Origin of the sequence: Planktothrix mougeotii LEGE 06226 (assembly GCF_015207485.1) — a bacterium.
Lineage (GTDB): Bacteria > Cyanobacteriota > Cyanobacteriia > Cyanobacteriales > Microcoleaceae > Planktothrix.
In genome coordinates this window covers 17,480-43,796 of record NZ_JADEWU010000050.1, presented here as the reverse complement: position 1 = coordinate 43,796, position 26,317 = coordinate 17,480, and the positions used below count along the sequence as shown (strand labels likewise).

Annotated in this window: 28 protein-coding genes; 16 read left to right on the top strand and 12 right to left on the bottom strand. The window is 41.6% G+C overall.

Annotated features, from left to right (window positions below):
• Nucleotides 1-94 precede the first annotated feature (94 nt).
• Nucleotides 95-1,258, bottom strand: coding sequence for a ferrochelatase (gene hemH, locus IQ236_RS18645; RefSeq protein WP_193870690.1), 1,164 nt, complete (start codon nucleotides 1,256-1,258; stop codon nucleotides 95-97).
• 102 nt (nucleotides 1,259-1,360) lie between these two features.
• Here hemH and IQ236_RS18640 point away from each other — a divergent pair, with 102 nt between their 5' ends.
• The gene (locus IQ236_RS18640) at nucleotides 1,361-1,987 is read left to right on the top strand and encodes a class I SAM-dependent methyltransferase (RefSeq protein ID WP_193870683.1); all 627 of its coding nucleotides are present in this window, start codon (nucleotides 1,361-1,363) and stop codon (nucleotides 1,985-1,987) included.
• Nucleotides 1,988-2,036: 49 nt separating this feature from the next.
• On the opposite strand, the gene clpS is transcribed toward IQ236_RS18640, so the two are convergent.
• Entirely contained in the window at nucleotides 2,037-2,330 is a 294-nt protein-coding gene (gene clpS, locus IQ236_RS18635; RefSeq protein WP_139295007.1) for an ATP-dependent Clp protease adapter ClpS, read from the bottom strand.
• Between the two features lie 629 nt (nucleotides 2,331-2,959).
• Between clpS and IQ236_RS18630 the strand changes: the two genes are divergently transcribed.
• The 5 genes from IQ236_RS18630 to IQ236_RS18610 all read left to right on the top strand — a co-directional run bounded on the left by IQ236_RS18630 (nucleotide 2,960) and on the right by IQ236_RS18610 (nucleotide 5,694).
• Complete coding sequence (locus tag IQ236_RS18630; protein WP_193870681.1) at nucleotides 2,960-3,502, top strand: Uma2 family endonuclease; 543 nt, start codon at nucleotides 2,960-2,962, stop codon at nucleotides 3,500-3,502.
• Between the two features lie 62 nt (nucleotides 3,503-3,564).
• Nucleotides 3,565-4,152: a Uma2 family endonuclease gene (locus IQ236_RS18625; RefSeq protein ID WP_193870680.1), complete on the top strand. Its 588-nt coding sequence runs from the start codon at nucleotides 3,565-3,567 to the stop codon at nucleotides 4,150-4,152.
• A 390-nt stretch (nucleotides 4,153-4,542) separates the two neighbouring features.
• Nucleotides 4,543-4,824 (top strand): hypothetical protein, encoded by a 282-nt coding sequence (locus IQ236_RS18620; protein WP_193870679.1) that lies wholly within the window; start codon nucleotides 4,543-4,545, stop codon nucleotides 4,822-4,824.
• A 294-nt stretch (nucleotides 4,825-5,118) separates the two neighbouring features.
• Entirely contained in the window at nucleotides 5,119-5,337 is a 219-nt protein-coding gene (locus tag IQ236_RS18615; protein WP_193870678.1) for a hypothetical protein, read from the top strand.
• Nucleotides 5,338-5,394: 57 nt separating this feature from the next.
• Nucleotides 5,395-5,694, top strand: coding sequence for a PepSY domain-containing protein (locus IQ236_RS18610; protein WP_193870677.1), 300 nt, complete (start codon nucleotides 5,395-5,397; stop codon nucleotides 5,692-5,694).
• A 104-nt stretch (nucleotides 5,695-5,798) separates the two neighbouring features.
• Here IQ236_RS18610 and IQ236_RS18605 read toward each other — a convergent pair whose 3' ends face one another.
• Nucleotides 5,799-5,996, bottom strand: a complete 198-nt coding sequence (locus tag IQ236_RS18605) for a type II toxin-antitoxin system HicB family antitoxin (RefSeq protein WP_193870676.1) — start codon at nucleotides 5,994-5,996, stop codon at nucleotides 5,799-5,801.
• Nucleotides 5,997-6,441: 445 nt separating this feature from the next.
• On the opposite strand from IQ236_RS18605, the gene gltB reads away from it, so the two are divergent.
• On the top strand, nucleotides 6,442-11,067 hold the full coding sequence (gltB, locus tag IQ236_RS18600; protein ID WP_193870675.1) for a glutamate synthase large subunit: 4,626 nt from the start codon (nucleotides 6,442-6,444) through the stop codon (nucleotides 11,065-11,067).
• A 256-nt stretch (nucleotides 11,068-11,323) separates the two neighbouring features.
• Here the strand turns inward: gltB and IQ236_RS18595 are convergent, their stop codons facing one another.
• The 5 genes from IQ236_RS18595 to IQ236_RS18575 all read right to left on the bottom strand — a co-directional run bounded on the left by IQ236_RS18595 (nucleotide 11,324) and on the right by IQ236_RS18575 (nucleotide 16,332).
• Complete coding sequence (locus IQ236_RS18595) at nucleotides 11,324-11,893, bottom strand: transposase (RefSeq protein WP_193870674.1); 570 nt, start codon at nucleotides 11,891-11,893, stop codon at nucleotides 11,324-11,326.
• 228 nt (nucleotides 11,894-12,121) lie between these two features.
• Complete coding sequence (locus tag IQ236_RS18590; RefSeq protein ID WP_193870673.1) at nucleotides 12,122-14,707, bottom strand: WD40 repeat domain-containing protein; 2,586 nt, start codon at nucleotides 14,705-14,707, stop codon at nucleotides 12,122-12,124.
• A 155-nt stretch (nucleotides 14,708-14,862) separates the two neighbouring features.
• Nucleotides 14,863-15,690: a hypothetical protein gene (locus tag IQ236_RS18585; protein WP_193870672.1), complete on the bottom strand. Its 828-nt coding sequence runs from the start codon at nucleotides 15,688-15,690 to the stop codon at nucleotides 14,863-14,865.
• Nucleotides 15,691-15,870: 180 nt separating this feature from the next.
• Nucleotides 15,871-16,068 carry a type II toxin-antitoxin system Phd/YefM family antitoxin gene (locus IQ236_RS18580; RefSeq protein ID WP_193870671.1) on the bottom strand — a complete coding sequence of 66 codons (198 nt, stop codon included), beginning with the start codon at nucleotides 16,066-16,068 and terminating at the stop codon, nucleotides 15,871-15,873.
• Between the two features lie 12 nt (nucleotides 16,069-16,080).
• The gene (locus IQ236_RS18575; RefSeq protein WP_193870670.1) at nucleotides 16,081-16,332 is read right to left on the bottom strand and encodes a type II toxin-antitoxin system RelE family toxin; all 252 of its coding nucleotides are present in this window, start codon (nucleotides 16,330-16,332) and stop codon (nucleotides 16,081-16,083) included.
• 312 nt (nucleotides 16,333-16,644) lie between these two features.
• Between IQ236_RS18575 and IQ236_RS18570 the strand changes: the two genes are divergently transcribed.
• The 4 genes from IQ236_RS18570 to IQ236_RS18555 all read left to right on the top strand — a co-directional run bounded on the left by IQ236_RS18570 (nucleotide 16,645) and on the right by IQ236_RS18555 (nucleotide 19,210).
• Nucleotides 16,645-16,890: a hypothetical protein gene (locus tag IQ236_RS18570; protein ID WP_193870669.1), complete on the top strand. Its 246-nt coding sequence runs from the start codon at nucleotides 16,645-16,647 to the stop codon at nucleotides 16,888-16,890.
• Nucleotides 16,887-17,147, top strand: coding sequence for a type II toxin-antitoxin system RelE family toxin (locus IQ236_RS18565; protein ID WP_193870668.1), 261 nt, complete (start codon nucleotides 16,887-16,889; stop codon nucleotides 17,145-17,147). The genes IQ236_RS18570 and IQ236_RS18565 overlap by 4 nt, the downstream gene beginning before the upstream one ends.
• Before the next feature lie 159 nt (nucleotides 17,148-17,306).
• Entirely contained in the window at nucleotides 17,307-18,005 is a 699-nt protein-coding gene (locus tag IQ236_RS18560; protein ID WP_193870667.1) for an SRPBCC family protein, read from the top strand.
• 38 nt (nucleotides 18,006-18,043) lie between these two features.
• Complete coding sequence (locus IQ236_RS18555) at nucleotides 18,044-19,210, top strand: zinc-dependent alcohol dehydrogenase (RefSeq protein ID WP_193870666.1); 1,167 nt, start codon at nucleotides 18,044-18,046, stop codon at nucleotides 19,208-19,210.
• A gap of 52 nt (nucleotides 19,211-19,262) precedes the next feature.
• On the opposite strand, the gene IQ236_RS18550 is transcribed toward IQ236_RS18555, so the two are convergent.
• Nucleotides 19,263-20,300, bottom strand: a complete 1,038-nt coding sequence (locus IQ236_RS18550; RefSeq protein WP_193870665.1) for an AI-2E family transporter — start codon at nucleotides 20,298-20,300, stop codon at nucleotides 19,263-19,265.
• Nucleotides 20,301-20,441: 141 nt separating this feature from the next.
• Between IQ236_RS18550 and IQ236_RS18545 the strand changes: the two genes are divergently transcribed.
• Nucleotides 20,442-21,377: a WD40 repeat domain-containing protein gene (locus IQ236_RS18545; protein ID WP_193870689.1), complete on the top strand. Its 936-nt coding sequence runs from the start codon at nucleotides 20,442-20,444 to the stop codon at nucleotides 21,375-21,377.
• Between the two features lie 115 nt (nucleotides 21,378-21,492).
• Here IQ236_RS18545 and psbA read toward each other — a convergent pair whose 3' ends face one another.
• Nucleotides 21,493-22,575, bottom strand: a complete 1,083-nt coding sequence (gene psbA / locus IQ236_RS18540) for a photosystem II q(b) protein (protein ID WP_190518030.1) — start codon at nucleotides 22,573-22,575, stop codon at nucleotides 21,493-21,495.
• 528 nt (nucleotides 22,576-23,103) lie between these two features.
• Between psbA and IQ236_RS18535 the strand changes: the two genes are divergently transcribed.
• The 4 genes from IQ236_RS18535 (at nucleotide 23,104) to IQ236_RS18520 (ending at nucleotide 24,220) form a co-directional block, all read left to right on the top strand.
• Nucleotides 23,104-23,313 carry a type II toxin-antitoxin system HicB family antitoxin gene (locus tag IQ236_RS18535; protein ID WP_193870688.1) on the top strand — a complete coding sequence of 70 codons (210 nt, stop codon included), beginning with the start codon at nucleotides 23,104-23,106 and terminating at the stop codon, nucleotides 23,311-23,313.
• A 3-nt stretch (nucleotides 23,314-23,316) separates the two neighbouring features.
• Complete coding sequence (locus tag IQ236_RS18530; protein ID WP_193870664.1) at nucleotides 23,317-23,541, top strand: type II toxin-antitoxin system HicA family toxin; 225 nt, start codon at nucleotides 23,317-23,319, stop codon at nucleotides 23,539-23,541.
• A 155-nt stretch (nucleotides 23,542-23,696) separates the two neighbouring features.
• A complete protein-coding gene (locus IQ236_RS18525) occupies nucleotides 23,697-23,927 on the top strand; it encodes an addiction module protein (RefSeq protein WP_193870663.1) in 231 nt (76 codons plus the stop codon).
• Nucleotides 23,924-24,220: a type II toxin-antitoxin system RelE/ParE family toxin gene (locus IQ236_RS18520; protein WP_193870662.1), complete on the top strand. Its 297-nt coding sequence runs from the start codon at nucleotides 23,924-23,926 to the stop codon at nucleotides 24,218-24,220. Before IQ236_RS18525 ends, IQ236_RS18520 begins: the two co-directional genes overlap by 4 nt.
• A gap of 269 nt (nucleotides 24,221-24,489) precedes the next feature.
• Here IQ236_RS18520 and yidD read toward each other — a convergent pair whose 3' ends face one another.
• Together yidD and IQ236_RS18510 are read right to left on the bottom strand one after the other, a co-directional pair.
• The gene (yidD, locus tag IQ236_RS18515) at nucleotides 24,490-24,894 is read right to left on the bottom strand and encodes a membrane protein insertion efficiency factor YidD (protein WP_193870661.1); all 405 of its coding nucleotides are present in this window, start codon (nucleotides 24,892-24,894) and stop codon (nucleotides 24,490-24,492) included.
• A 565-nt stretch (nucleotides 24,895-25,459) separates the two neighbouring features.
• On the bottom strand, nucleotides 25,460-26,167 hold the full coding sequence (locus tag IQ236_RS18510; protein ID WP_193870660.1) for a hypothetical protein: 708 nt from the start codon (nucleotides 26,165-26,167) through the stop codon (nucleotides 25,460-25,462).
• Nucleotides 26,168-26,317: the final 150 nt, after the last annotated feature.

The window sequence follows — 26,317 nt, the reverse complement described above, 5'->3', positions numbered from 1 at the left end:
GACGGGGAGACGGGGGGAGAAATCATTAACTCCTTATGGCTGATGTTTGACCCGCACTCCACACTCCACACTCCACACTCCGCACTCCGCACTCCTATAACAACCCAACGAAATGTAACGGGCCTTGTCCGGTAATGATTTCTAATAAAATTGCCATCATTCCTAACATGGCTAACCGACCATTCCAGACTTCAGCCGTTGTTGTCAGTCCCCATTCCCAGCGTTCTTGAGGATACAGCTTGGTTTGTTTACCGGGATGGACTACATCAGAGAACTTAATATTAGGAGCATCCAACGCTTCTATGACCATATCTGCTAAATCATTAATAAATATCGGATGGGTATTTAAGGCAGGAACTCGGTGGAATTTTTCAATGCCAGATTCTTCTGCCAGTTCCCGATATTCCATATCAATTTCTTCTAAAGTTTCGATATGTTCAGAGACAAAACTAATGGGAACTACGACTAATTCTTTAACCCCTTGTTCTGCTAATTCAGGAATGGCTTCTTCGGTATAAGGTTTCAACCATTCCACCGGGCCAACGCGACTTTGATAAGCTAAAACATGGGGGTTAGGACGATTTAACGTCTGCATAATTGCCGCCGTACACCCTTCAATTTCATCTCGGTAGGGGTCTCCAGCTTCTTCAACATAACTCACCGGAACACCATGAGCACTAAAGAAAATGGGAACTTGTTCCGGGTGTTCACAATGTTCTATTTCTTGATGAATTAATTCCGCCATTGCTTGTAAATAACCGGGGCGATTATACCAAGAGGGAATCACGGTATAATCAATTTTTTGTAAACTGGGATCTTGTTGCCAAAGTTTTTCTAAAACTCGAAAACTGGAACCACTGGTACTAATTGAAAATTGCGGATATAAAGGTAAAATAACTAATTGTTCGATTTGATCACGTTTAATTTTAGCTACCGCTTCTTCGGTAAAGGGGTTCCAATACCGCATCCCCACATACACCCGAATATCCTGACCTTTCTCTTGTAAAGACCCTTGTAACGCCAGAGCCTGTTCTTCAGTAATCCGTCGCAGGGGAGAACCGCCCCCAATTGCTTTATAATTTTCTTGGGATTTCTTATAGCGCATGGTGGAAATCATCCAAGCCAGAGGTTTCTGCATCCAAGCAAAGGGCAAACGGATAATTTCTGGGTCTGAAAATAGATTATACAAAAAGGGGCGAACATCTTGCAGTTGCTCTGGCCCGCCCAGATTTAGCAGTAAGACTCCGACTCGTCCCATAGCGGTCACAGGTTTCCTATCCTAAGATTTATTAACTATTTTAATAATATCTTGTCCTTGTGGGTTAAGTCGATCTTTTCGTTTATAAAAATTTTTCTCAATATGGCAACTATCCTCAGAAGCTTAAGTTACCGTTATCAATGGCTGTATGATACAATTTCCCGACTCGCCGCCTTGAGTGTTGGGGGTGAGAGTCGGTTTCGGGAGTTAGCGCTAACCGGGTTAACTCTCAACTCCCAAACCCAGGTTTTAGACTTATGTTGTGGGAGTGGACAAGCAACGTCGGTATTGGTCAAGTATTCTCAGAATGTTACGGGGTTGGATGCGTCTCCCCTCTCCCTCAAACGTGCCCAAAATAATGTTCCTCAAGCGCAATATGTAGAAGCGTTTGCAGAAAATATGCCGTTTGCAGATAACAGGTTTGATGTCGTTCACACCAGCGCCGCGTTACATGAGATGAACCCTGAACAATTGCAACAAATTCTCAATGAAGTTTATCGCGTTCTCAAACCGGGGGGGACTTTTACCCTCGTTGACTTCCATCCTCCGACAAATCCCCTGTTTTGGCCGGGGGTAGCCTTATTTCTCTGGTTATTTGAAACGGAAACGGCTTGGCAACTGTTAAAAACAGATGTACCTCAATTACTATCACAAATTGGCTTTACTGTCAATCCCCCTCAACTTTATGCGGGAGGAAGTTTACAAGTAATTCAGGGTGTTAAACCTTGAGCTTTTCTACCTATTTTTGGAATAGAAAATATCGGTCTAGGTTCCCGAATTAAGCTTTTTCTAAAGGTGCCATTGTTAACCCTTCTCGACTTAATTGTTGATGATAGAGTTCAGCTTGTTCTTGGGGGCCGACCCATACCGTTGCTTGACCGTCATAATGAACTTGATTCGTTAATTCCCAAGCGAGATCACTGGTCATCCCCGGAATATATTTCATCAAACAATTAGCAACGTGCTGAAACGTATTAAAATCATCATTTAACACAATAACCTTATAATTTGGATAGGGTTGATTAACCGTTTGGCTGGCGCGAGTTGGTGCAACAGTAGGGGAACTGGTCATCCCTTGAATTGAAGCTAAAATCTTTGTACTCATAATCAATTACCCTAATTTCAAACTCAATACACATTAAACAATAATTTTTTATCCTCATTCACCCCAACCCGAATCCTGTCGGTTTTGGGTCGTGATGAAAGTTATTATACCTTAACAGGGCGATTGCCGTTGTTAATTTTATCAGGAGAAGATGTTTTACCCGAATTATTATTAGATTTAACCTGAATTTTGTCAACCCGTAGTAAGCCCTTCAGGGCTATAGAAACCTGGTTTCTTAAATAGTTTATTTCCTAACCAAAAGATAACTATAGAAGCCCCGTTTCTGTTTACCGACTTTGGGTAATCTCCCTGAACTTACGGTTAACGCTGTAATTACTTTGTAGTGAGTGTTTTAGGACTCTAGGAAAGCCCTGAAGGGCTTACTACGTTGTAGTGAGTGTTTTAGGACTCTAGGAAAGCCCTGAAGGGCTTACTACGTTGTAGTGAGTGTTTTAGGACTCTAGGAAAGCCCTGAAGGGCTTACTACGTTGTAGTGGTCAACGGTTAAAAACCTCTAATTTACTTTGGGCGGTATGATCGTAGAGTACAGCAAAGTTTTGTCTAGGCAAGAAAGTGAAATTTTGGGAAGCGGCATTATGAAGTCAGTCACAAAAATCTCACTCGCAGAGTTTCTTTCTCAACCCAATATTGAGGCTTCTCCCGCATGGGAATTAATTAATGACCAAGCAATTCAAAAACCAATACCAACGCTGTTTCACTCACGGTTACAACGCAATCTCGTTAATTATATTAATCAGCATACCAATCAGTTTGAGGCGGTGCAAGAATTACGTTGTTTAGTTCCTCCGTATTCCCCTGTACCTGATATTGCTATTATTAATAGTAGTCGCCTTAGCGATGAAGACGGGCCATTTAATGGTTCTCCAGATTGGTTAATTGAAATTCGTTCACCGGATCAAAATACTTTAGAGTTACAAAAAAAGATTCTCCACTGTTTGAGTAACGAAACACAATTAGCTTGGTTAATTGATATCTCTCGTCAACAAGTTTGGGTCTGGCAGGGTGATGAGTTACCATTAGTTTGTTCAGGTTTAGATATTTTGCCAACTTTGGGTGATCTCCCTGAACTTACAGTTAACGCTGTGATGGCGATGACTCAGCGACACTACTGCCCTTAAATCTACTCCTCATTAAACATTTTATAAGTTAAAATTAAATTGGAAAATTCGGGTATAATTTTATGGATATTAGAACAATTAATTTACCCATTCCTTTAGAATTAATATTAGATTTAACAGAAGATCAATTTTATGAATTATGCCAAAAAAATCAAGACTTAAAATTTGAACGAAACTGCTCAGGAGTGCTAACAATTATGTCGCCAACGGGGGGAGAAACCAGCCATCGTAACTTTAATATTGCGGTGGAACTTGGCATCTGGAACAAACAAACTAAGCTCGGTATCGCTTTTGATTCTTCTGGAGGGTTTAAACTTCCCAATGGTGCGGATCGTTCTCCTGATGTATCATGGATTAGAAGTGATCGCTGGTTCAGTTTAACACCGCAACAACGAGAAAGATTTGTGCCTTTATGCCCTGATTTTGTGGTAGAATTACGTTCATCTAGTGATTCTCTCAAATCCCTACAAGATAAAATGAATGAATATCGAGAGAATGGGGCAAAATTAGGATGGTTAATTGATACCAAACATAAACGAGTTGAAATTTATCGCCCTCAACAAGAATTCGAAATATTAGAAAATCCCACGACCTTATCAGGAGAAGATATTTTACCCGGTTTCTTATTAGATTTAACCTTAATTTGGTAAACCCGTAGTAAGCCCTTCAGGGCTATAAAAACCGGGTTTCTGCAATAGTTTGTTTCCTAACCGAAAGATAACTATAGAAACCCGGTTTCTGTTTAGGAACTTGGAATTTTATTCAAAATTTCTATCTCAAAAAATTTATTCCCTCAGTTATTAAACCGTGTATGTAAAAGGATATCATAAATATAGCTCCAATGGAAGCTGTAATATAATATGCAGAGTCGCTACACATCGCTAAAGTAACACTTTCTGGTGCTCCAGACGCACGAAAAATACTTCCCAAAATTGTACAACCAAAAGCAAGCCACCTCACAGATCCTGCTGCTGCACCCGCAAGCGCAAAAATAAGAAACATAACTGTATGAATAAATAATATCCAAGCAAATGGTAATAATGCAGCACCCAAGAATATCGCCAAAATCCCACCCACAATTTAAAAAAAGTAATTTTGAATCTGTTTTAGATCGGCAAATTAACGTCACTATAACTTTAGGTGATAAAAATAATCGTAATAAAAATACTGTAAATATAGGTTCTCTTAACAGTTGTCCTGCTACTTCTTCTATTACTTCAGATCAAACTCAAGTTGAAACAATTGGGAAGTTAAGGCAGTTTGGACTAAGTGATGAGCAAATAGCAGAGGCGTTGATGATCTCATTAGAAAATCTTTCTTAAACAGATGAATTGAGTTTAGAAAATATTCAGGAAATGTTAAATGAGGAGAGTTAGGAAAAGACTTTTGACATTGTTTGAGGAGAATGCTAGAATTGAAGTAACTATAGTATTTTTAAATGAGATATAAACGTGGAATGGGCATCTTGCCCGTTACAGGTCACAGGTCACAGGTCACAGGTCACAGGTCACAGGTCACAGGTCACAGGTCACAGGTCACAGGCAAGATGCCTGTTCCACGTTCACAAATCATTTAAAAATGCTATATATCGCTTTCTCGCTTGTAATAAGGAATCAATGAAAGCAGTTAAGGCTACTGGAAAAATCAGTGAATATCAACAATATCCTTTAATGTCAGCCGAGCAACTCCAACAGGAATTAAAGCAATCTTTGGCTGAAGCGGGTTATGATTCTAGGGAGAAAATCGTTGATCTTGTACAAGATATTAAACGGGAAATATATCACGACGTTTATAGCACAAGATATCAAGTCCTCTACTGCAAATCTGTCTGTTGAGCAAAAACCGTAGTCTATAATAATAAGTTGAAAATTGCGTGAATACTCTAAAGCAAAATGATTAAAAAAACTGGTTTGGGTTGTTTTTTATTGATATCTCTGTCATTTTTGAGCTTGATTTTGGGGATAGACAGTGTTCGAGCCGATAACGATCGAGACGCAACCCCAGAGGAAATTGCTAGAATTAAACAGGTTTTAGCAGGTGAAGGTTGTTCACTTGATGATGATGATGACGTAGAGTTTTATTTAAATCGCAATCTTTATGAAGTCGATGATGCGATTTGCTCCGATGGAAAGATTTATGAGATTTACCTTGATCAAAACTTTAATATCATTTCTAAGCGTCAAGATGATTGAGGGTTAAAAATTAATGGCATAATCTGTTTGGAAGGTGCAATAATGAGGCATATAAGCACCTTCTAAGCACTGATACATAATGGGGGGGAAGAGGTCAAACAAATCTACAGGGAAAATGAAACAGCCCTTAAACTTTCAATATATAATTCAATCGCTTCTGTAATATTATCAATGGCTTCTTCAAAGGAATCACCTTGAGAATGACAACCTTTTAGAATCGGGCAAAAAGCATGATAACCTCCATCGGGTTCTTTTTGCAGAATAACGGTATAATTGTAAACTTGTTTATTGTTGTTATCCATAGTTTTTTAACGGGTTAGTAATTGACCGACTTTTACCACAATATCATTTTATAATAACTGACACTTCCCGCCTGTAAATCCCCGGTTTTGCAATCAGATTTACCTCAAGGGAAGAAAAGACTCACGGCTTGAGCAATAACTTAGAAACAAAAGTAACGATAGTTTAAGCGATCGCAATTATTTTTAGCTTTGTTAGGGATTATTAATAATTCACTCCAACCCCGACAATAAAAGCAATAGAAGCGATCGCCCTTAATAAATTTTACAAAAATCCCCGATCCACTTCCTTAAAGTTTTCCTTAAGATATACCATTAGAACTCTGTGAGATTGGAGAATACAACATACTTATAACTTAGATCTTCCCTTGCTGAACCCGTGCAGGAGTCCCCACGGCAAACCGTTCGCCCTATCCCTCTCGTCATAGATAACGTTAAATTAACTGCAATGAATACTCAAGCATTCCCCGAAAAACAAGGTCTCTACGATCCTCAACTTGAACACGACGCCTGCGGGGTCGGGTTCATCGTCCATCAAAAAGGGCAAAAGTCCCATGATATTGTTGAAAATGCCTTAACGATTTTACTCAACCTCGACCATCGCGGCGCCTGTGGCTGTGAAGTCAATACCGGAGATGGGGCGGGAATTTTAATGCAGGTTCCCCATAAATTCCTTAAAAAAGTAACCGCAGAACAGAATATTAATTTACCCGAACCTGGAGAATATGGCGTTGGGATGATGTATGGTTCCCCTGACCCCCAACAGCGCCAAAAAGGTCGGGAGATTTTTGAAAAAATTGTCACCGCAGAAGGTCAAACCGTTCTCGGTTGGCGGGATGTGCCTACGGATGACTCTCCTTTAGGCAATACCGCTAAGTCCAGTGAACCCTTTATGCAGCAGGTGTTTATTGGTCGTAATCCTAATATTAAAGATGATCTCGCCTTTGAACGGAAACTGTATGTGATTCGTAAATTATCCCATACCGAAATTCGCGTTCCGGGTCATGATCCCTATTGGTATATTTCCAGCCTGTCCTGTCGGACAATGGTTTATAAAGGGATGTTAATGCCTGTGCAGGTGGGACAATATTACCCAGAACTCCATGATCCCGATATGGAAAGCGCCTTAGCGTTGGTGCACTCTCGCTTCAGTACCAACACTTTCCCCAGTTGGGAGCGCTCTCACCCCTATCGTTACATTGCCCACAACGGCGAAATTAATACCCTCCGAGGCAATATTAACTGGATGACCGCCCGGAGTGCCATGTTTGAGTCGGAACGGTTTGGGGAAGATCTCAAGAAAATTCAACCCGTTATTAACGTTAACGGTAGCGATTCTACTATTTTTGATAATGCCTTAGAATTGTTAGTTCTGGCAGGGCGATCGCTTCCCCATGCGGTGATGATGATGATCCCCGAACCTTGGACAGCCCACGAGTCCATGAGTGAGGAGAAAAAAGCGTTTTATGAATACCATTCTTGCTTAATGGAACCTTGGGATGGCCCCGCTTCCATTGCGTTTACCGATGGAACCATGATGGGGGCGGTGTTAGACCGGAATGGGTTACGACCTTCCCGCTATTATGTAACGAAGGATGATCTGGTGATCATGGCGTCGGAAGCCGGAGTTCTGCCCATCGAACCGGAACGAGTCGCCTATAAAGGCCGTTTACAACCGGGGCGGATGTTCCTGGTGGATATGGAACAAGGGCGGATCATTGCGGATGAGGAAATTAAGTCTAAAATTGCCACAGAACAACCTTATCGGGAATGGTTGAATCAACATTTAGTTCCCTTGGAGAATTTAACAGACCCCGATGATGTAGAGACGCGCCATGGCGCGTCTCTACGGGGAACGGATGGGTTGGTTCAGCTACAAACCGCTTTTGGCTATACTTTTGAAGACTTGCGGCTGTTGTTAACGCCAATGGCGCGGGATGGGGTTGAGGCGGTGGGTTCGATGGGAACCGATACCCCCTTAGCGGTGTTATCTGACCGCCCAAAATTGCTGTATGAGTATTTCCAACAACTGTTTGCTCAAGTTACAAACCCCCCCATTGACTCCATTCGGGAAGAAATTATTACCTCAGCCGACACCACCATCGGGGCGGAACGTAACCTGTTAAAACCCGAACCGGAAAGCTGTCATCTGATCAAACTCAAAACCCCCATTCTCAGTAACGAAGAATTAGCGAAACTGAAAGCGGTGAATGAACAGGGTTTTCGTGCCATTACCCTGCCGATTCTGTTTAACCCCAAAGATGGGGTAAATGGCTTAGAAGCGGTCATGAAGGGCATTTTTGAGCAGGCTGATAAAGCAATTGAGGACGGGGTGAACCTGTTGGTTTTGAGCGATCGCGGTGTTGACCCCAATCACGCCCCTATCCCCGCCTTATTAGCCGTGTCCGGTTTACATCACCATCTAATTCGTCACGGAACTCGCACCCGCGTCGGAATTATTTTAGAATCGGGAGAACCGCGCGAAGTTCATCATTTTGCCGTTTTAATCGGGTATGGGTGCTGTGCCATTAATCCTTATATGGCGTTTGCATCTATTAACGATATGATCTCTCAAGGATTATTAGTCGGAGTAGATTACAAAACCGCCTGTAAGAATTACGTTAAATCTGCAACAAAGGGCGTGATTAAAGTTGCTTCTAAAATTGGAATTTCTACCCTACAAAGTTATCGGGGAGCCCAAATTTTTGAAGCCATTGGGTTAAATCAATCGGTGATTGATCGATACTTTAGTTGGACGGCTTCTCGCATTCAAGGCGCTGATTTAGAAGTGATTGCGAAAGAAGCTATTTTACGTCATACCAATGCTTTCCCTGAACGTCCGGGTGATGCAATTCCAACCTTAGATGTAGGGGGAGAATATCAATGGCGCAAAGACGGAGAAGCCCATTTACTCAGTCCTGAAGCGATTCATTCTTTACAAAAAGCGGTGAGCGTTGGGGATTATGAATTGTTCAAAAAATACGCCCAGTTAGTGAATGAACAAAATAAGAAATATTTCACGTTGCGGGGTTTATTGCAATTTAAAGATCAGGAGTTAACAGGCAGGATGCCTGTTCCACTGGAAGAAGTTGAACCCATTGAAGCGATTATGAAACGCTTTAAAACTGGGGCGATGAGTTATGGTTCAATTTCTAAAGAAGCGCATGAAACTTTAGCGATCGCCATGAACCGCATTGGCGGTAAGTCTAACACAGGAGAAGGCGGCGAAGACCCAGACCGTTATACCTGGACAAACGAACAAGGAGACTCGAAAAATAGCGCCATTAAGCAAGTCGCCTCCGGTCGCTTTGGGGTCACGAGTTTGTACCTGTCCCAAGCCAAGGAAATTCAAATCAAAATGGCTCAGGGAGCTAAACCCGGAGAAGGGGGACAACTCCCCGGACGCAAGGTTTATCCGCCTATTGCTAAAGTTCGTCACTCAACTCCCGGCGTGGGTTTGATTTCTCCTCCTCCTCACCACGATATCTATTCCATTGAGGACTTAGCCGAATTAATCCACGACCTGAAAAACTCTAACCGGGCGGCGCGGGTTAGTGTGAAATTAGTCTCAGAAGTCGGAGTTGGAACCATTGCTGCGGGGGTTGCTAAAGCCCATGCAGACGTGGTATTAATCTCCGGGTTTGATGGCGGGACGGGTGCGTCTCCCCAAACCTCGATTAAACACGCCGGACTGCCTTGGGAGTTGGGGTTAGCGGAAACCCATCAAACTCTGGTATTGAATAATTTGCGATCGCGCATTGCCGTCGAAACCGATGGTCAGATGAAAACCGGACGGGATGTGGTCATTGCGGCACTGTTAGGGGCTGAAGAGTTTGGCTTCTCAACCGCGCCGTTAGTCACCTTGGGTTGTATTATGATGCGGGTGTGCCACCTGAATACCTGTCCGGCGGGAATTGCCACCCAAAACCCGCAACTGCGGGAAAGCTTCACGGGGAAACCGGAACACACCGTTAACTTTATGCGGTTCATCGCCCAGGAAGTGCGGGAATTGATGGCTGAGTTAGGCTTCCGTACAATTAATGAAATGGTGGGACGCACCGATGTCTTAGAACCCAAGAAGGCCGTTGACCATTGGAAAGCCAAAGGCATTGACCTCTCCCCCATCCTGCATCAACCGGAAGTTGGGGAGGATATCGGCCGTTATTGTCAAATTCCCCAAGATCACGGGTTAGATAAATCCTTGGATATCACGGTGTTACTGGATCTGTGTAAACCCGCCATTGAGAAGGGTGAGAAAGTAACCGCTACCCTACCGATTAAAAATATTAACCGGGCGGTAGGAACCATTTTAGGCAATGAAATCACCAAAAACCATTGGCACGGTTTACCTGAAGATACGGTGCATCTACATTTCCAAGGCAGCGCGGGTCAAAGCTTTGGGGCGTTTGTTCCCAAGGGGGTAACGTTAGAATTGGAAGGGGATGCTAACGATTATGTAGGCAAGGGATTAAGCGGAGGTAAGATTATTATTTATCCCCCCGCTCAATCCACGTTTATCCCCGAAGGCAATATTATTATTGGGAATGTGGCGTTATATGGCGCGACGGGGGGAGAAGTCTATATCCGAGGGTTAGCGGGTGAACGTTTCGGCGTGCGTAACTCTGGCGTCAGTGCGGTTGTTGAGGGGGTGGGAGATCACGGGTGTGAATATATGACCGGAGGTAAGGTCATTGTTCTCGGCACCACTGGACGCAACTTTGCGGCGGGAATGAGTGGCGGTATTGCCTATATCTTGGATGAAACGGGGGATTTTTCTACTCGTTGTAATACGTCTATGGCGGATTTAGAAAAGTTGGAAGACCCGGAAGAAATTAGTCAGGTTTACCAATTAATTGCTAAACACGCCGAGTATACCAAGAGTCAAAAAGCGCTGAAAATTTTAGCGAATTGGACGGAAATGATTCCGACATTTGTTAAGGTGATTCCACGGGATTATAAGCGGGTTTTAGAAGCATTAAAAGAAGCTGAAAAATCCGGTTTAACAGGGGATGAAGCATTAACGGCGGCGTTTGAAGCGAATTCCCGTGATGTGGCGCGGGTTGGCGGAAGTTAACCTGCGGGGACTCAGAAACCGGGTTTCTTAAGTTATCTCTCGGTTGAGAAGCAAAGATTATGACAGAAACCCGGTTTCTCGGTGCTCTGGCGGGGGGTCAGAAACCGGGTTTCTTAAGTTATCTTTCGGTTGGGAAGCAAAGGTTATGGCAGAAACCCGGTTTCTCGGTGCTCTGGCGGGGGTTCAGAAACCGGGTTTCTCAAGTTATCTTTCGGTTGAGAAACAAAGATTAGGACAGAAACCCGGTTTCTAAGATTTATTCGGCAAAGGTTAAATGTTGGATTAATTTATCGGTTTTTGAATAATCTTCTAAAAAGTAACGGTAATCCTCTGGTGAGGGAAATTGCGATCGCACTTCTTCTAATGTCTGTAAATTACTCCGTCGTAAATCAATATAGTCTTGATAACTGGAAAACTCCCACTCTTCTGCTTTTTTAACAAGATTAGCACTGACCGGGTTTAAGTGAATATAGCGAGTTAAGTGTAATAAATATTCTTCTTGATCAACATGAATCGCCTGAAATCGTCCCTGAAACAGCGAACCCACTCTATGATAACGTTTATTCATCGCTTTTGTGTAAGAAAGAGAAAACGACTGCATTAAATTTGAGAAGTCATCGGTTTGCAGGTAAACTAATAAATGATAGTGATTGGGCATCAGGCAATAAGCAATAATATCAACCCCATTAGTAATTAAATGGTTTCTTAATTGTCGTAAAAAATAAATATAGTTATCCCGTTCAAAAAAGATAAGCTGGCGGTTATTTCCTCGGTTATAAACATGGTAATAGTTACCCGCTTGAAAGATGACTTGACGACGTGGCATATTAAAGGATGGGTGAAAATTTAGAAACGGGGTTTCTCAACAAAAATTATAGTCTGTGGGGACTCAGAAACCGGGTTTCTTCAGTTATCTCTCGATTAAGAAGCAAAGGTTATGGCAGAAACCCGGTTTCTCGGTGCTCTTGCTGGAGGTCAGAAACCGGGTTTCTTAATCAATCTCTCGGTTGAGAAACAAAGGTTATGGCAGAAACCCGGTTTCTCGGAGTCGGGGTCACACCACCCGCCAAATCTTAATCGTGTTGTCCTGACTCCCACTGACAAGGGTCTGTCCATCCGGGCTGATGACGAGGGACTTAACCGAATTAGAATGCCCAGTCAGGGTGCCAAGTTCTTCACCCGTACTCAACTGCCAAATCTTAATTCCAGGACGGGATAGCATCAACAAGTTCCCACTATTACTGACAACAGTCTGTCCATCTGGGCTGATGACGAGAGAATTAACCGAATCAGAATACCTAGTCAGGGTGCGGAGTTCTTTGCCCGTACTCAACTCCCAAATCTTAATCGTTTTGTCCCAACTACTACTGACAAGGGCCTGTCCATCCGGGCTGATGACGACGGGATTAACCTGGTCAGAATGCCCAGTCAGAGTGCAAAGTTTCCGCCCCGTACTCAACTCCCAAATTTTAATCGTTTTGTCACGACTGCCACTGACAACAGTCTGCCCATCCGGGCTGATGGCAACGGAATTAACCCAGCCAGAATGCCCAGTCAGAGTGCGAAGTTTTTTGCTCGTACTCAACTGCCAAATCTTAATTGTTTCGTCACCACTACCACTCACAAGAATCTGTCCATCCGGGCTGATGGTGACGGAATTAACCGGGCCAGAATGCCCAGTCAGAGTGCAAAGTTCCCGCCCCGTACTCAACTCCCAAATTTTAATCGTGTTGTCCCAACTGCCACTGACAACAGTCTGCCCATCCGGGCTGATGACGAGGGATTCAACCGAATCAGAATGCCCAGTCAGGGTGCGAAGTTCTTTGCCCGTACTCAACTGCCAAATCTTAATTGTTTTGTCATGACTGCCACTGACAACAGTCTGCCCATCCCGGCTGATGGCAACGGAATTAACCCAGCTAGAATGCCCAGTCAGGGTGCAAACAACTGAGGCATTTTCTAGCTTGCGTTTATATTTCGCTTCTTTGCGCTGCATCTCCTCCCAAAACATTTTTTTGTGTTGACTTTCCCCAACAGCCTCCAAACACCAACCCAACTTTTCCACATATTCTTTATCCTCCACCCTCAAAGCTGATGTAAAACGCTCTAATAACTCCAATAAACCCAGTTTTTGTTCTTCAATAGAAGAAACCCGATTTCTCAACATCAGCCAAACTTGTATCGAATACTTAATCTGTTTTCTTGCCCAAGATTGATCAGGTAAATGGCTCAAACTCAGCGCTAAATCTAAATATAAATCTGGAATCAGATGAGGGCGATCGCATCCCGCTAACTGATAAAGACTTTGATAGCTAGAAACAATCTCACCCACCAACATTTGCTTCAAACCTTCACTCGGCACTTTTTCCAATAAGCTTGGCAACAGTTCTGGCAATTTCGGACACACATCAGCATGGCAGAAATGATAGCGATCCGCCATCAAACCCACTAAAATACAATGGCAAATACCTAAAAACTGCGCTAATTCTTGAATATACTTTTCTTCCTTAACATTATATTTGTAATCCCGATTTCCTGTAAAGCCAAACTCCCGATCTTCCTCCTCCTCTTCTAAAATTAATAAATTTAGTTCATCATCCCCACCCCGTCGCTGAATTTCCTCTAAACTTTTGCCTTTATCTAACAGCATCATCCGGTATTCTCGCCATTTTTCAGCAAATTGACGGGCGATGGGATATAACACTTCTTTCCAAGGAATCGTTAGAACTTTTTCATAATGAGGGACAGTTTCTAACAGATCCCAACCCGCTAAATAAATTCGCAGTAAATCCCCATCTACTTTAGATTCTAAAACTAAAGTCGGAATAGATTGAAGAACATGATGCAGAACATCCACTGCACTTTTCCCATGAGAAGATTTGCTTTCCCAATCTGCCCCTTGATATCTGACAGGTCTTTCTTGACTCGTCAGGGGATAATGTTTGCAAAATTCTTGCACTTCATCGGTTAAGCGGGATTCAATGCGACTAAAACCTTGGGCAGCATTGGGGAATTTTTCAAACTCTAATGCTGGGGGTGAGATAATCACTAATAAAGGAATATTTCGATAATTATTTTGATAGCCTTTATAAGCCTTTAAGATCACGCTTGCAGGTGTTTTTAGGGGAAAAGTCTCTCGAATTTCTTTATCATCAGCGAGTTCTAGGGCGTTTAACAATTGAACGCGAGATAATATGAATTGAGTTTCCCGACGGTATTCTTCTAAACGTTGTTCATGTTGTAAGCGTCTCGCTAACTGTTCAGCTTCAAAATCTTGTCGTTTTTGCAGTCGCGCATTTTCGCAAAATTGGCGATAGTCTTCAAGTTCTCGATTAAATTTTTGTCGCACTCCTTCTAAAGCGGCTTGAAATTCTTGCCCACTGGTTTGCATGGCAATTTGAGCATCAATTTTTAAGCCTTCTAAAGCACCTTGAAATGCTTGTTGCCGTTCTTGTAAGGTAAATTGAGAAGCTATTCTATAACCTTCTAAAGCACCTTGAAATGCTTGCCGACTTTCTTCTAAATCCCACTGATTTTGAATTTGATAAAGTACATTTTCTCGTTGCATTCTCGCAATCATGGTTTGTACAAATAATCCTTGAGTTGCTGTTATCATACCTTCGGCAAAATTCCAAACCATTTTAATTCCTCCTGGGGTTTTCAGAAACCGGGTTTCTTCCAGAAACCCGGTTTCTTTTGGGTTTTCGGTTGGTAGGTCAGAAACCCGGTTTCTTCAGCATAATTCCTGTTAAGATAGCACAGTTATGGCAGAAACCCGGTTTCTAGGGTTCTTAGTTAACTTTCCGTACAAGTATTAAAAACTAATGTAGCCGCCGCCCAACGGGCAGTATCTCCAGTAGCAAATAGCTTTCCTGAAGGAGTATAAGCATTTCCTGAAGGGGTGACATAACCGATTTTATTTCCATCAGCATCATATACATTCAAATCCGCCCCCAAACGTCCAATATATTCACCGCTACGATAAAATTTATGCCCATCAACCGTTCCCGCTTGTCCCCATCCATAACCATGCCACCAAACAGTATTTCCACTAAAATCAATGGATTTATTATCACTAGGTGTAATCGCTCCAGAATCGGTATAATTTAACGTTTGGGGTTGATGTTCTAAGGAATAAGCAGAGGCGTTTTCTGGGTGATAGGCAGATGATAAATGCTCTTGAGAATGGTATTCTGTTGGATGAGATAAAGCGGTTAACTCTAAATTATGATGAGTTTGATGAAAGGGATCTGTTGTTGTATTATGGGAATGATGGAAGGGATCGGACATCGAATGAATTGAGGAATCTGTTAAATGATGATTACCCCCAGAATGAGTTAAATGATGTTGTTCAATTCCGATGTGCTCAAACCCTGAATTAAAAGGATCAGAATGATGAGAAAAATCCTGTTGATTTTCCATACCCGAATGATGTAAACTCTGATCAAAATCAGTCTGTAATCCCTGACTTGCAGAATCTAGATGTTGTAAGAAGTGTTGAGAATCAGCAGATTGAGAGTGACTAGGGGAATGCAACTCTATTCCCAAAGATTGGATTAAATGATCAAGTTGGGAATCGCCACTCAACAAGGAATTATCGTGATCGTTAGATAAAGAAGACATGGCGAGAGATTAGAAGCGATATTACTAATTGTAGTATAGCATCCAATCTCTACTATTGGGAACTCAGAAACCGGGTTTCTCAAGTTATCTCTCGGTTGGGAAGCAAAAGTTATTGCAGAAACCCGGTTTCTCGTTGCTCTGCGGGGGTCAGAAACCGGGTTTCTCGGTTTCCGATTTAAACTAAGATAAATTCAGCATTTGTTTAACCTCATCTAAAGAAAAAGTAGGACTTTCTTGTTCTTCTTGTTGTGCTGTTCTTAAATCTTGTAAATCCTGTAAATCTTCTAACAGTTCTTGAATTTTAAGAAATTCTTCACTGGGCAAAATGACAAATTCTTGACCATTTTTATTGATAAATTCAGGATGAAGTTGAATCATAATATTCTCCGATTAATTATTATAAGCTTTACTACGATGTTTAACTCGATAGATAACTAAGTTTTGTTCCTCAACTGCAAATAATACCCGATAATCTCCAACTCTTAAACGGTATTCTGGCGTAAAATTGGTTAATCGTTTGACATCTCCTTGTAAATTATTTTGCATCCCTTCTATTTTAGCAAGAATTCGTTTCTGTAGTTCAGACGGTAACGTTTGTAACTCTTTAATTGCTTTTGGCTTAAATTTGATGTTATAAGTCACATTTGTTCCCCCATGTCCTATTCCCTTAAATCTTATATGGAAAAACCTGCATCAGCCTGAATATAACCAAGTATTTTTGACAAATTCCTCGCTCAATTGAATTTCAAAAGGCATGGGCTATATCCTCTTAGTCATGGTTAATATAGTATAGCGTGATCGGTTCCGCCCAGCCACAACCTATCGCATAGCCACCGACCCAAACATCATACTTATTCTAAAAATAGCGATCGCTCTCTACCTAACTTAGAACCAGATCGATTATACTGAGACTATGTTTTAATTTGTACCCTAAAAATAGGTAGGATAAAAATTATGACAACAACGATCCAGATTGATATTTCTTTTGATTCCTTGATTACAGCAATTAAATCTTTAGATTTATCCCAAAAACATCAGCTTTTAGAAATTTTAGAAGATCAGATTTTTGAAGCGGAAGAAGAACTAGAAGAAGACCCTAGAATTATTGCTGAAATTGAAGAGGCGCGTCAAGCTTATCAAAGAGGAGATTATCAAACTATTCAAGATTACATTGCAACTCAGTCTGAAAAAACAACATGAGTTATACGGTTATTATTCCTAAACCTGTTCAGAAACAGTTAGATAATTTACCTGAAGATATCCGTCAACGAATTATTGAAAAAATTTTGTCTCTTACAATAGAACATCGTCCAGTAGGGGTGAAAAAACTAAAAGGGTTTGATCATGAATATCGGGTTAGAGTCGGTAACTATCGAGTTCGTTATGAGGTTAAGGATAAAATACTAACTGTGTTAGTTCTTCACTGTAAACATCGGAAGGATATTTATCGAGAGTAGAGTTGATTTTTATTGCTATACAATTAATGGAAATATACTCTCTACCAAAAGATATAAATTAATCATTAATTTAATTTAATATTGTTTATGCCTTTTGATTGACGTAAATTAAAGTGAATTCTTCCTATGCTGAATCAAAAGGTGGGCTAGGAAAATTTTATGGAAGAAATCACTTCAACTCCAAAATATGATCATCCTCCCTCAGAAGAAAATCCCAGCGATTTAGAACGATGGGGATCTTTAATTGGGGGAGGTGCGTTAGTATTAATGGGGCTTCAACAACACTCCTTAAAAGGCGTTCTCATGGCGATTGCAGGGGGTGGTTTAATGTATCAGGCTACTCAAAATAAAAGCACCCTTCATCAAGCTCAAGAAGCGTTAGGCTTAAATAAAAGCCAAAATATTCGGGTAGAAAAAACGGTTACGATTAATCGTTCTGTGGATGAACTTTATGAATTTTGGCGTAATTTTTACAATTTGCCAAGATTTATGAAACATATCAAATCTATCATTGTTTATGATGAGCATCGTTCCCATTGGGTGGCAACAGCACCGTTAGGAACAACCGTTGAATGGGATGCAGAAATTATTAAAGATGAACCCAATCATTTAATTGCTTGGTCTTCTGTCGAAAATGCAGAGATTGGAAATTCGGGGTTTGTTCGGTTTCAACCTGCACCCGCACACCGAGGAACAGAAGTTAAAGTTGTGATTGAATATAATCCTCCCGGTGGTGCGGTTACAACTACTTTAGCTAAACTGTTTGGAGAAGAACCAGAACAACAAATTGGGGATGATCTTAACCGATTTAAACAGTTAATGGAAGCTGGAGAAATTGCAAGAAATACTGATCAATAAACACTTGACATTAACAATTAAATCATGGAGAATTTAAGATGAAAGCAGTTTGTTGGCATAGTTCAAATGATGTTCGGGTTGATAATGTCCCTGACCCGAAAATTTTAAATCCCCGCGATGCCATTCTTAAAATTACATCCACTGCTATTTGTGGCTCTGATTTACATCTTTATGATGGCTATATTCCAACGATGAAATCGGGGGATATTCTCGGCCATGAATTTATGGGGGAAGTGGTAGAAATCGGCCCCGAAGTCAAAAACTTAAAAATTGGCGATCGCGTCGTCGTTCCCTTTACGATTTCTTGCGGTCATTGTTTCTTTTGTAACCGAGATTTATGGTCACTGTGCGATAATTCCAACCCCAATAAATGGATGGCTGAAAAATTTTATGGTCATTCTCCCTCTGGGTTATTTGGCTATTCTCATTTGATGGGGGGATACGCCGGAGGACAAGCGGAATACGTTCGGGTGCCCTTTGCCGATGTCGGGCCAATGAAAGTTCCCGATGGTTTAACCGATGAGCAAGTGCTATTTTTAACTGATATTTTCCCAACCGGTTACATGGCGGCGGAAAACTGCAATATTCAACCGGGGGATATCGTCGCTATTTGGGGATGTGGCCCGGTGGGTCAATTTACCATCCGTAGTGCGTTTATGTTGGGTGCAGAACGGGTCATCGCCATTGACCGTTTTCCTGAACGCTTGCAGATGGCGAAAGATGCAGGTGCAGAGATTATAAATTATGAAGAAGTTGATCCGGGGGAAGCGCTGAAAGAGATGACGGGAGGACGGGGGCCAGATGCCTGTATTGATGCGGTGGGAATGGAGGCTCATGGAACCGATGCCATGGCACTTTATGATACGGTGAAACAGGCGGTGCGCTTGGAAACTGATCGGCCCTTTGTGCTACGACAAGCAATTGTAGCCTGTCGTAAAGGGGGTACGGTGTCCGTTCCTGGGGTTTATGGGGGATTTATTGATAAGATGCCGATGGGGGCAATTGTTAATAAAGGATTAACATTGCGATCGGGTCAAACCCACGTTCATAAATATTTACATCCCCTATTAGAACGCATTCAAAATGGAGAAATTGATCCTTCCTTTGTGATTACTCATAAACTGCCTTTAGAAGATGCGGCAAAGGGTTATAAAATGTTCCGCGATAAGCAAGAAAACTGTATTAAGGTGGTTTTGAAACCTTAATTAACTTCACCGTAGCTATCAGGGTTGTTTCCTGATGAAACAACTCTGTAATTTACTCTTCCACTCCCCATTTATCGAATAAATCGTTGAGTAAAAGTTCTTCAATCCAAGTTTTACTAACAACCGTTAAAGGTAACGCCAGAACTAAGCCGAGAACCCCGAAAAATGTTGCGAAAAAGATTTGAGCCGTTAAGGTAATTGCAGGTAACAAATCAACCTGTTTTTGCATGACCAGGGGACTAAACCAATAGCTTTCTAAGTTTTGAATAATCACATATAATATAATAACTGCCAAAGCTTTCCAAGGCGCATCTAATAAAGCAACAGCAACCGGAAAAATCACACTCGCTGTCGGCCCAATATTGGGAACAAAATTAAACATTCCCGCTAATAAAGCATGGGCAAAGACAAAGGGAATCCCCAAAATCAGCAGACCAACAGCACTCAAAAACGCCACAAAAGCAGAGGTAATCACAATACCCCCCATCCATTGTAATAAAGTCATTTCACATTTCGATAAAATGAAATCTGCCCGATGGCGATAAAAAGAAGGAAATAAACGCACCAATCCTTGACGATAGGACTGGGGATCTGCTAATAGCATTAAAGCAAAGATTAATACCAATACAAACTGTAAAAAATTGGCAATCGAGTTAGAAAAAAACGCAAAGAAGTTACCCAATAATTTTTGAGCAAACGGCCCAAATTGTTGCGCGAGTTGGGTAACATTGGGAAGCTCAATATCCAGTTTTGGCAACCAACTGGGGGGATTTTCAATCAGTTGGTTCACCCAAATTCGCAAATTATCATAGCCGATAGGAACCAATTTGATTAATTCTTGAAACTGGTCTAAAAACGGAGGCAAAACAACACTAATTAACACAACACCCATGAACACAATTAAGGCTAGGGATAAGACAACAGCCCATCCCCGTTTCAGGCCAAACCGTTGTATCCGACGCACTAAACTATTAATGGCAATCGAGAAGACAACAGAAGTAAACAGAAGCAGCAAAATTTGTCGAAACTGCCACAGAATAATAAGGGCAATGATTAAACAAAGGAACCCGATCCAATCTGCCAGTTTCAAGACATTAACTCCTATTTAACGTTTGTTAAGATCCCTATTTACACAGGTTTAGCTTAAGATCCACAACTTGAAAATCAAGGTGGTTTTTAGACAACGGCTGAGGTTTAAGATCAAAAGTGAGAAATGCAGATGATAGTCAATATGCTACAGCCTCAACTTTTGAATTGGGAATGTCGTGATACTCGATCCATCCATACTGATGCCGTCAGAGTCGTTGCCATAAGTTGCGATGGCAAATTTCTTGCCAGTCGAAGTGATGATACCACATTGCAACTTTACAATCTGGAAACCCCTTCCACCCCTAAAATCCTGGCTGATCACTTAGAACGAGAATATCCCGGCTATGGGTTAGTATTCAGTCCAAATTCTCCCATACTAGCCGTTGAATCTGACAAAAATATTCAACTTTGGGATGTGATCACCGGTCAAAATCGGGTTTTGGACTTGGGGTTATCGGTTCCGATCTGTTCTTTAGCGTTTAGTCCTAACGGTAAACTTCTGGCTGCTGGAAGTTTTGATGGCATCATTGGGTTTTGGGATTTAACCGAGGATCAACTCCTTCCGGCGTTCAAAGCTCATTCTTTTCCGATTTGGTCATTAGCCTTTAGTCCTGATAGCTTGTTTTTGGCCAGTGGCAGTGGAGATGGAACAGTGGGACTATGGAGTTTAAATGGTCAGCATTCCGATGCTCTTTTGGTGGGCCATTCCTTTCCCGTTTGGTCAGTGGCTTTTAGTCCAGATGGTTTGACTCTGGCTAGTGCGAGTGAAGATCAAACAATTAAACTCTGGTGGCTGGAAATTGGTCAGGAATTAGCAACCCTGATCGGCCATTCCGGTGCGGTGAAATCCCTCGCTTTTTCTCCAGAAGGCACAATTTTAGTCAGTGGAAGTCAGGATAAAACGTTGAGGCTATGGCAAATTAGCCCAGATTTACAGGTGGGAACTTTGTTAAGCTCCATTCACACCCTCACAGGTCATGAAGGTTCTGTTGAGACGGTTACTTACAGTCCTTCTGAACCTTTAATCGTCAGTGGTAGTACCGATGGAACGATTAAACTGTGGCGGACAGTTGATTAAATCTATTAATCAAGATCTCTCAGAAATCAGGGTGTGACTTGTTAAGGTAATTGTGAACAACAAAAAACGCCCCCCTTTCGGAGAGCGTTTTTTGTATGATTTCGGTTAAAAAAGATTAACCATTAATTTGAGGAGCAACCAAAGCCACAGGAGCAGATTCACCCGAAGCTAAGTCTAAGGGGAAGTTGTGAGCGTTACGCTCGTGCATTACTTCCATACCCAGGTTAGCGCGGTTGAGAACATCAGCCCAAGTGTTGATCACGCGACCGGTAGAGTCGATGATGGACTGGTTGAAGTTGAATCCGTTCAGGTTGAAGGCCATTGTGGATACACCTAATGCGGTGAACCAAATGCCGACCACAGGCCAAGCGCCTAAGAAGAAGTGTAAGCTACGGCTGTTGTTGAAGCTGGCATATTGGAAGATTAAGCGACCAAAGTAACCATGTGCTGCAACGATGTTGTAGGTTTCTTCTTCTTGACCGAATTTGTAACCGTAGTTTTGAGATTCGGTTTCGGTGGTTTCACGCACCAGAGAAGAAGTAACGAGAGAACCGTGCATAGCGGAGAATAAGCTTCCTCCGAACACCCCGGCAACTCCTAACATATGGAAGGGGTGCATCAGGATGTTGTGCTCGGCTTGGAACACTAACATAAAGTTGAAGGTTCCAGAGATACCTAAAGGCATACCGTCAGAGAATGAACCTTGACCGATGGGATAGATCAGGAATACGGCGGCTGCTGCTGCAACAGGTGCAGAGTAGGCGACGCAGATCCAAGGACGCATCCCTAAACGGTAGGATAATTCCCACTCCCGACCCATGTAGCATAAGATGCCAATGAAGAAGTGGAAAATCACTAACTGGTAAGGGCCACCGTTGTACAGCCATTCATCTAATGAAGCTGCTTCCCAGATGGGATAGAAGTGTAAGCCGATGGCGTTAGAGGAAGGAACAACGGCACCAGAGATGATGTTGTTTCCGTATAACAGTGAACCAGCGACGGGTTCACGGATACCATCGATGTCCACTGGAGGAGCAGCGATGAAGGCGATGATGTAGCAGATGGTGGCGGTTAACAAGGTCGGAATCATCAGAACACCGAACCAACCGACATAAATCCGGTTATTGGTGGATGTGACCCAGTTACAGAACCGATCCCAGATTGAGGCGCTTTCACGCTGTTGAATCGTGGTTGTCATGTTAGGTATGATGGCGATTAAGTTGTCGAGGTACGTTTTGTATGTATGTACTTTACTTTAGGGCTTTTGTAACGGTTTGTAAAGTCTTTTCACTTAGTATTTAGTGATGAATGCTATAAGCTGGGCTAATGAATAACGGTCGTGATTCCCGATGAGATGCGTTGTTGACACTCCCACGGGTGAACCGCGTGGGATTCTCCTGTCTAGCCCCGATTGCTCGGTAATCAGGTCGTTGCCCCCTACTGTTTCCCGAATGGCTTCACAGCAATATTAGAGGAGAGTGCGAGACTCTGAGGAGTGCCAAGCACCTCGTCCCAATTGACGGCTACGACCATTACAGTCTTTGGCTCTGCCAAGATTTTTCGGAGCTTTCTGTAGTCAACAGGGATAATCACAGTGGTTGCCTTTTTCTCGCCAGAGGATGATGATTTGACTTATGCTCGCAGTTAGTAATACTTGACCAATTTTGAATTTGGCTATTGTGGATCAGCTTACCCTTTTACATTAGCAATATCAAAAGCAAATCTTATGAAAACATTTACTGCTATCATCGAAAAAGATTCTGATACCAATCTTTATGTTGGTTATATTCCTGGGTTTCCTGGCGCACATTCCCAGGGAGAAACATTGGATGAGTTACAGGAGAATCTGCGTGAGGTAATTGAGATGCTCCTAGAAGATGATGATCTGGTTATTAAGACAGAGTTTATAGGGACACAACAGATTGTGATCCGATAAATTATGAGCAATATACCAGTTCTAAAACCACAGGAAATCGTTCGCATACTAGAGAATCTTGAGTTTGTAGAAGTGCGTCAAAAAGGATCACATAAGCAGTTCCGTCACGAAGATGGACGCTGCACGACGGTTCCTTTTCATAAAGGACGTGATATATCACCTAGATTGCTTCGGCAGATTGCAATTGATATTGGCTTGACAGTTGAGGAAATGTTAGAGTATCGGTGAGTTAAGATAGAGAGCGATCGCCTCTTTTCTATTAATAAATGCGATCGCTCTAGGATTAGTATTTTAAGGTATAATTTTGAAACTAGAAAATCAGGGCTATAGTTTTTTGTCCCAAAGTATGATAGAATTAGTGTGTCAAAAAATAATTAAATACTATGACACTTGAAAATCTTGAAGCTGAGGTTCTTGCACTTCCACAAGACTCTCAAGTAATATTGCTCTCGCGGCTCCTAAAACACTTGGGACAAAGTAGGGAAAACGATGCAGAAGTTGAATTTAGCTGGGGTGAGGAAGCTGAAAGACGCGATCGCGAAATGGATAGTGGCGAAGTTACTGGCATTCCGGCTGAACAAGTGTTTCACAAGATTCGTGGTCTTCTGCAATGAAAAATGTGATATTTCATCCACTAGCAGAACAAGAATTAATTGATGCCACCGCCTATTACGAGGAACAAAAACCTGGGCTTGGGTTAGAGTTTTTAGGAGAAGTAGAAGAGGCAATAAACTTCCTCATGCTATATCCTGAAGCTGGCTCAAAGGTTAAAAGTTCTGCTCGTCGGATAATTTTGCCTAAGTTTTCTTACTCTCTATTTTATCGTATCCTAGAAGATGATCGGATTCGGATTTTAGCGGTTGCACATCAGAAGCGTAGAACACAATACTGGGCTGATCGAGAGTAGCCGCCTAAAGTCAGGAGTTACTTAGTTCCTAGTTCCCTGGTTCTACCGATCTTTAACAACTTAAGATCATTTTATAAGGACGATACGCATAAATTTTAATTCCTCATCCCTAGTTAGCGATCGCTTCTTTTATATCAATAAATGCGATCGCTCTAGGATTAATATTTTCTCGTTTCTAGGTAGAACCTAGAAATGATATTCGGGTGGCTCTGCCACCTGAAACAAGAGGCGGAGCCTCTTTAATATATTCCCAGGCAGGAGCCTGGGAGCTAGGTGAAGTCCCCTATACAGGCACAACATTCTAAGCCACCAAAAAACATATCTTGACAGTTATTATTATTGTTGTGATTAGCTAACAAATTACTTTGAATTATTAACTTAGCATCTCGGCACAGAGCAAACTGCTGACGAGCTAAAGGGATAGCATCAAGTAAACCCACTTCTTCGATTATATTTTTGATGTTTTCAGAACACGATGAACCATACAAAATTCGATAAGCACAAGCAAATCCCTTTTGGGGAGAAATATGCTTTTGGTAAGCACGGATAGAACTAATAGCAGCTTGACGAGTTATATCATCTGTGATTTCACCAACATCTAACAATGCAATCCTTTTGACTGTATCTGCTAGTGTGCTGACATCGTTTAAAACAAAATGCTCAGTTTTTAACATCAAATATTCTCTCCTCTTAATCACAATATTAAGTGTGCTTCAAACAATTGAATAAATTGCTGTAAGTATAAGTATGGGGGATAAGTAAACGCCAGATGCGATCTAGAGCAAGTGAGCTTTTTAGCATCGGAATTTTACTTTAGTTCAGCCGACATACTTAGGAGTTAATAAACAAATTTATTCATTTTATAATTTAATAAGGAGTTATTTCGATTCTATCCTCTACCCATTCATACCCACAGCTTTGGCAAGAAAATTTGATAGATTTATGATAAGTGGTTTGAACCTGGGCGTGCATTTTGCCATCTTCTCCTTTATGATAGTGGGTATGATAATGGGGCTTCTTACTAAGTACAATTCTGGTAATTCTTTTCTCAGACGGCAAATCTGCATCATTTTTTTTGCAATTTGGACACGAGCTTGAAAACAATCTTTTTGTACCTTGCCATAAGTCTTGCCAAAATCCCATAAAAACCTCATTTTTTACTTATTAAGTCGGCTAAAGCTGATTATGAAATAGCGTTTTTATTGAGTTTGCAAACAGTTGATCGATATAAGTTTCTAATCATGCTGGTGCTAAACCACCTAAATCATCATCTACAAGCAAGACAGTTCCTGAGTAATATTTCTCCGCAGCGTCCATAATGCCATTTATTATCCATAGATTAATAGATAGTGAAGCAGCGCTACCTACTAGAGGCGCAACTTGAGAAAAAGCTTTTATGCCTTCCTTGGCTGCGAGTTTTGTGCCAATTTTAGTTGCCATTTTTGTCGCAACTTTTGAAGTCAGTTTAGCTGCAAATTTCAATTTTGTTTTTAATAAACCTTTGTAGGCTAATTGTCCAACTAGAGGAGCAGCCACTTTTGGTAAACTTTTGGCACTAAGTTTTAACGCTACTTTTCCCGCAGGGACAACCGCTAGAACTTCTGCTGGTTCTCCAACCTGTGTCCAAATTGCAAGAATTCCTATGATATCATCGCCATAATTAACCTCATTTTTATCTATAATGTGTCCAATACCAAAAGAAGCTCGCATACTTAGTAATAATAATGCTGATAAATCAGCCATCATAATAGTTCCTGCTGTTCCTAAATCTTTACTCGGTATTAAACCTGATACTGCACCTACTGACATTGCTTTTATCCCATAGCTCCATCTCCATTTTTGGAGAGTAGATCGTCTAGCAGATTGTCGCAGTTTAGTTTTATCATTCTCAGTAAATGTGGGGTTGAAGCTTTCCAAAAATTTACCTAATTCATCTTCTAAACTCATATATTTGTCCTTTTAGGGTTATCTACTAAACTTTAACTATGCTTGTGGTTGTTTCCCAATTTTATTGTGTAACATCCAGATGTGACAACTCTAAAACAGTACATTTAGTACCCAATTTATTGAATAATCCTGAACTAATTTAGTAGATTT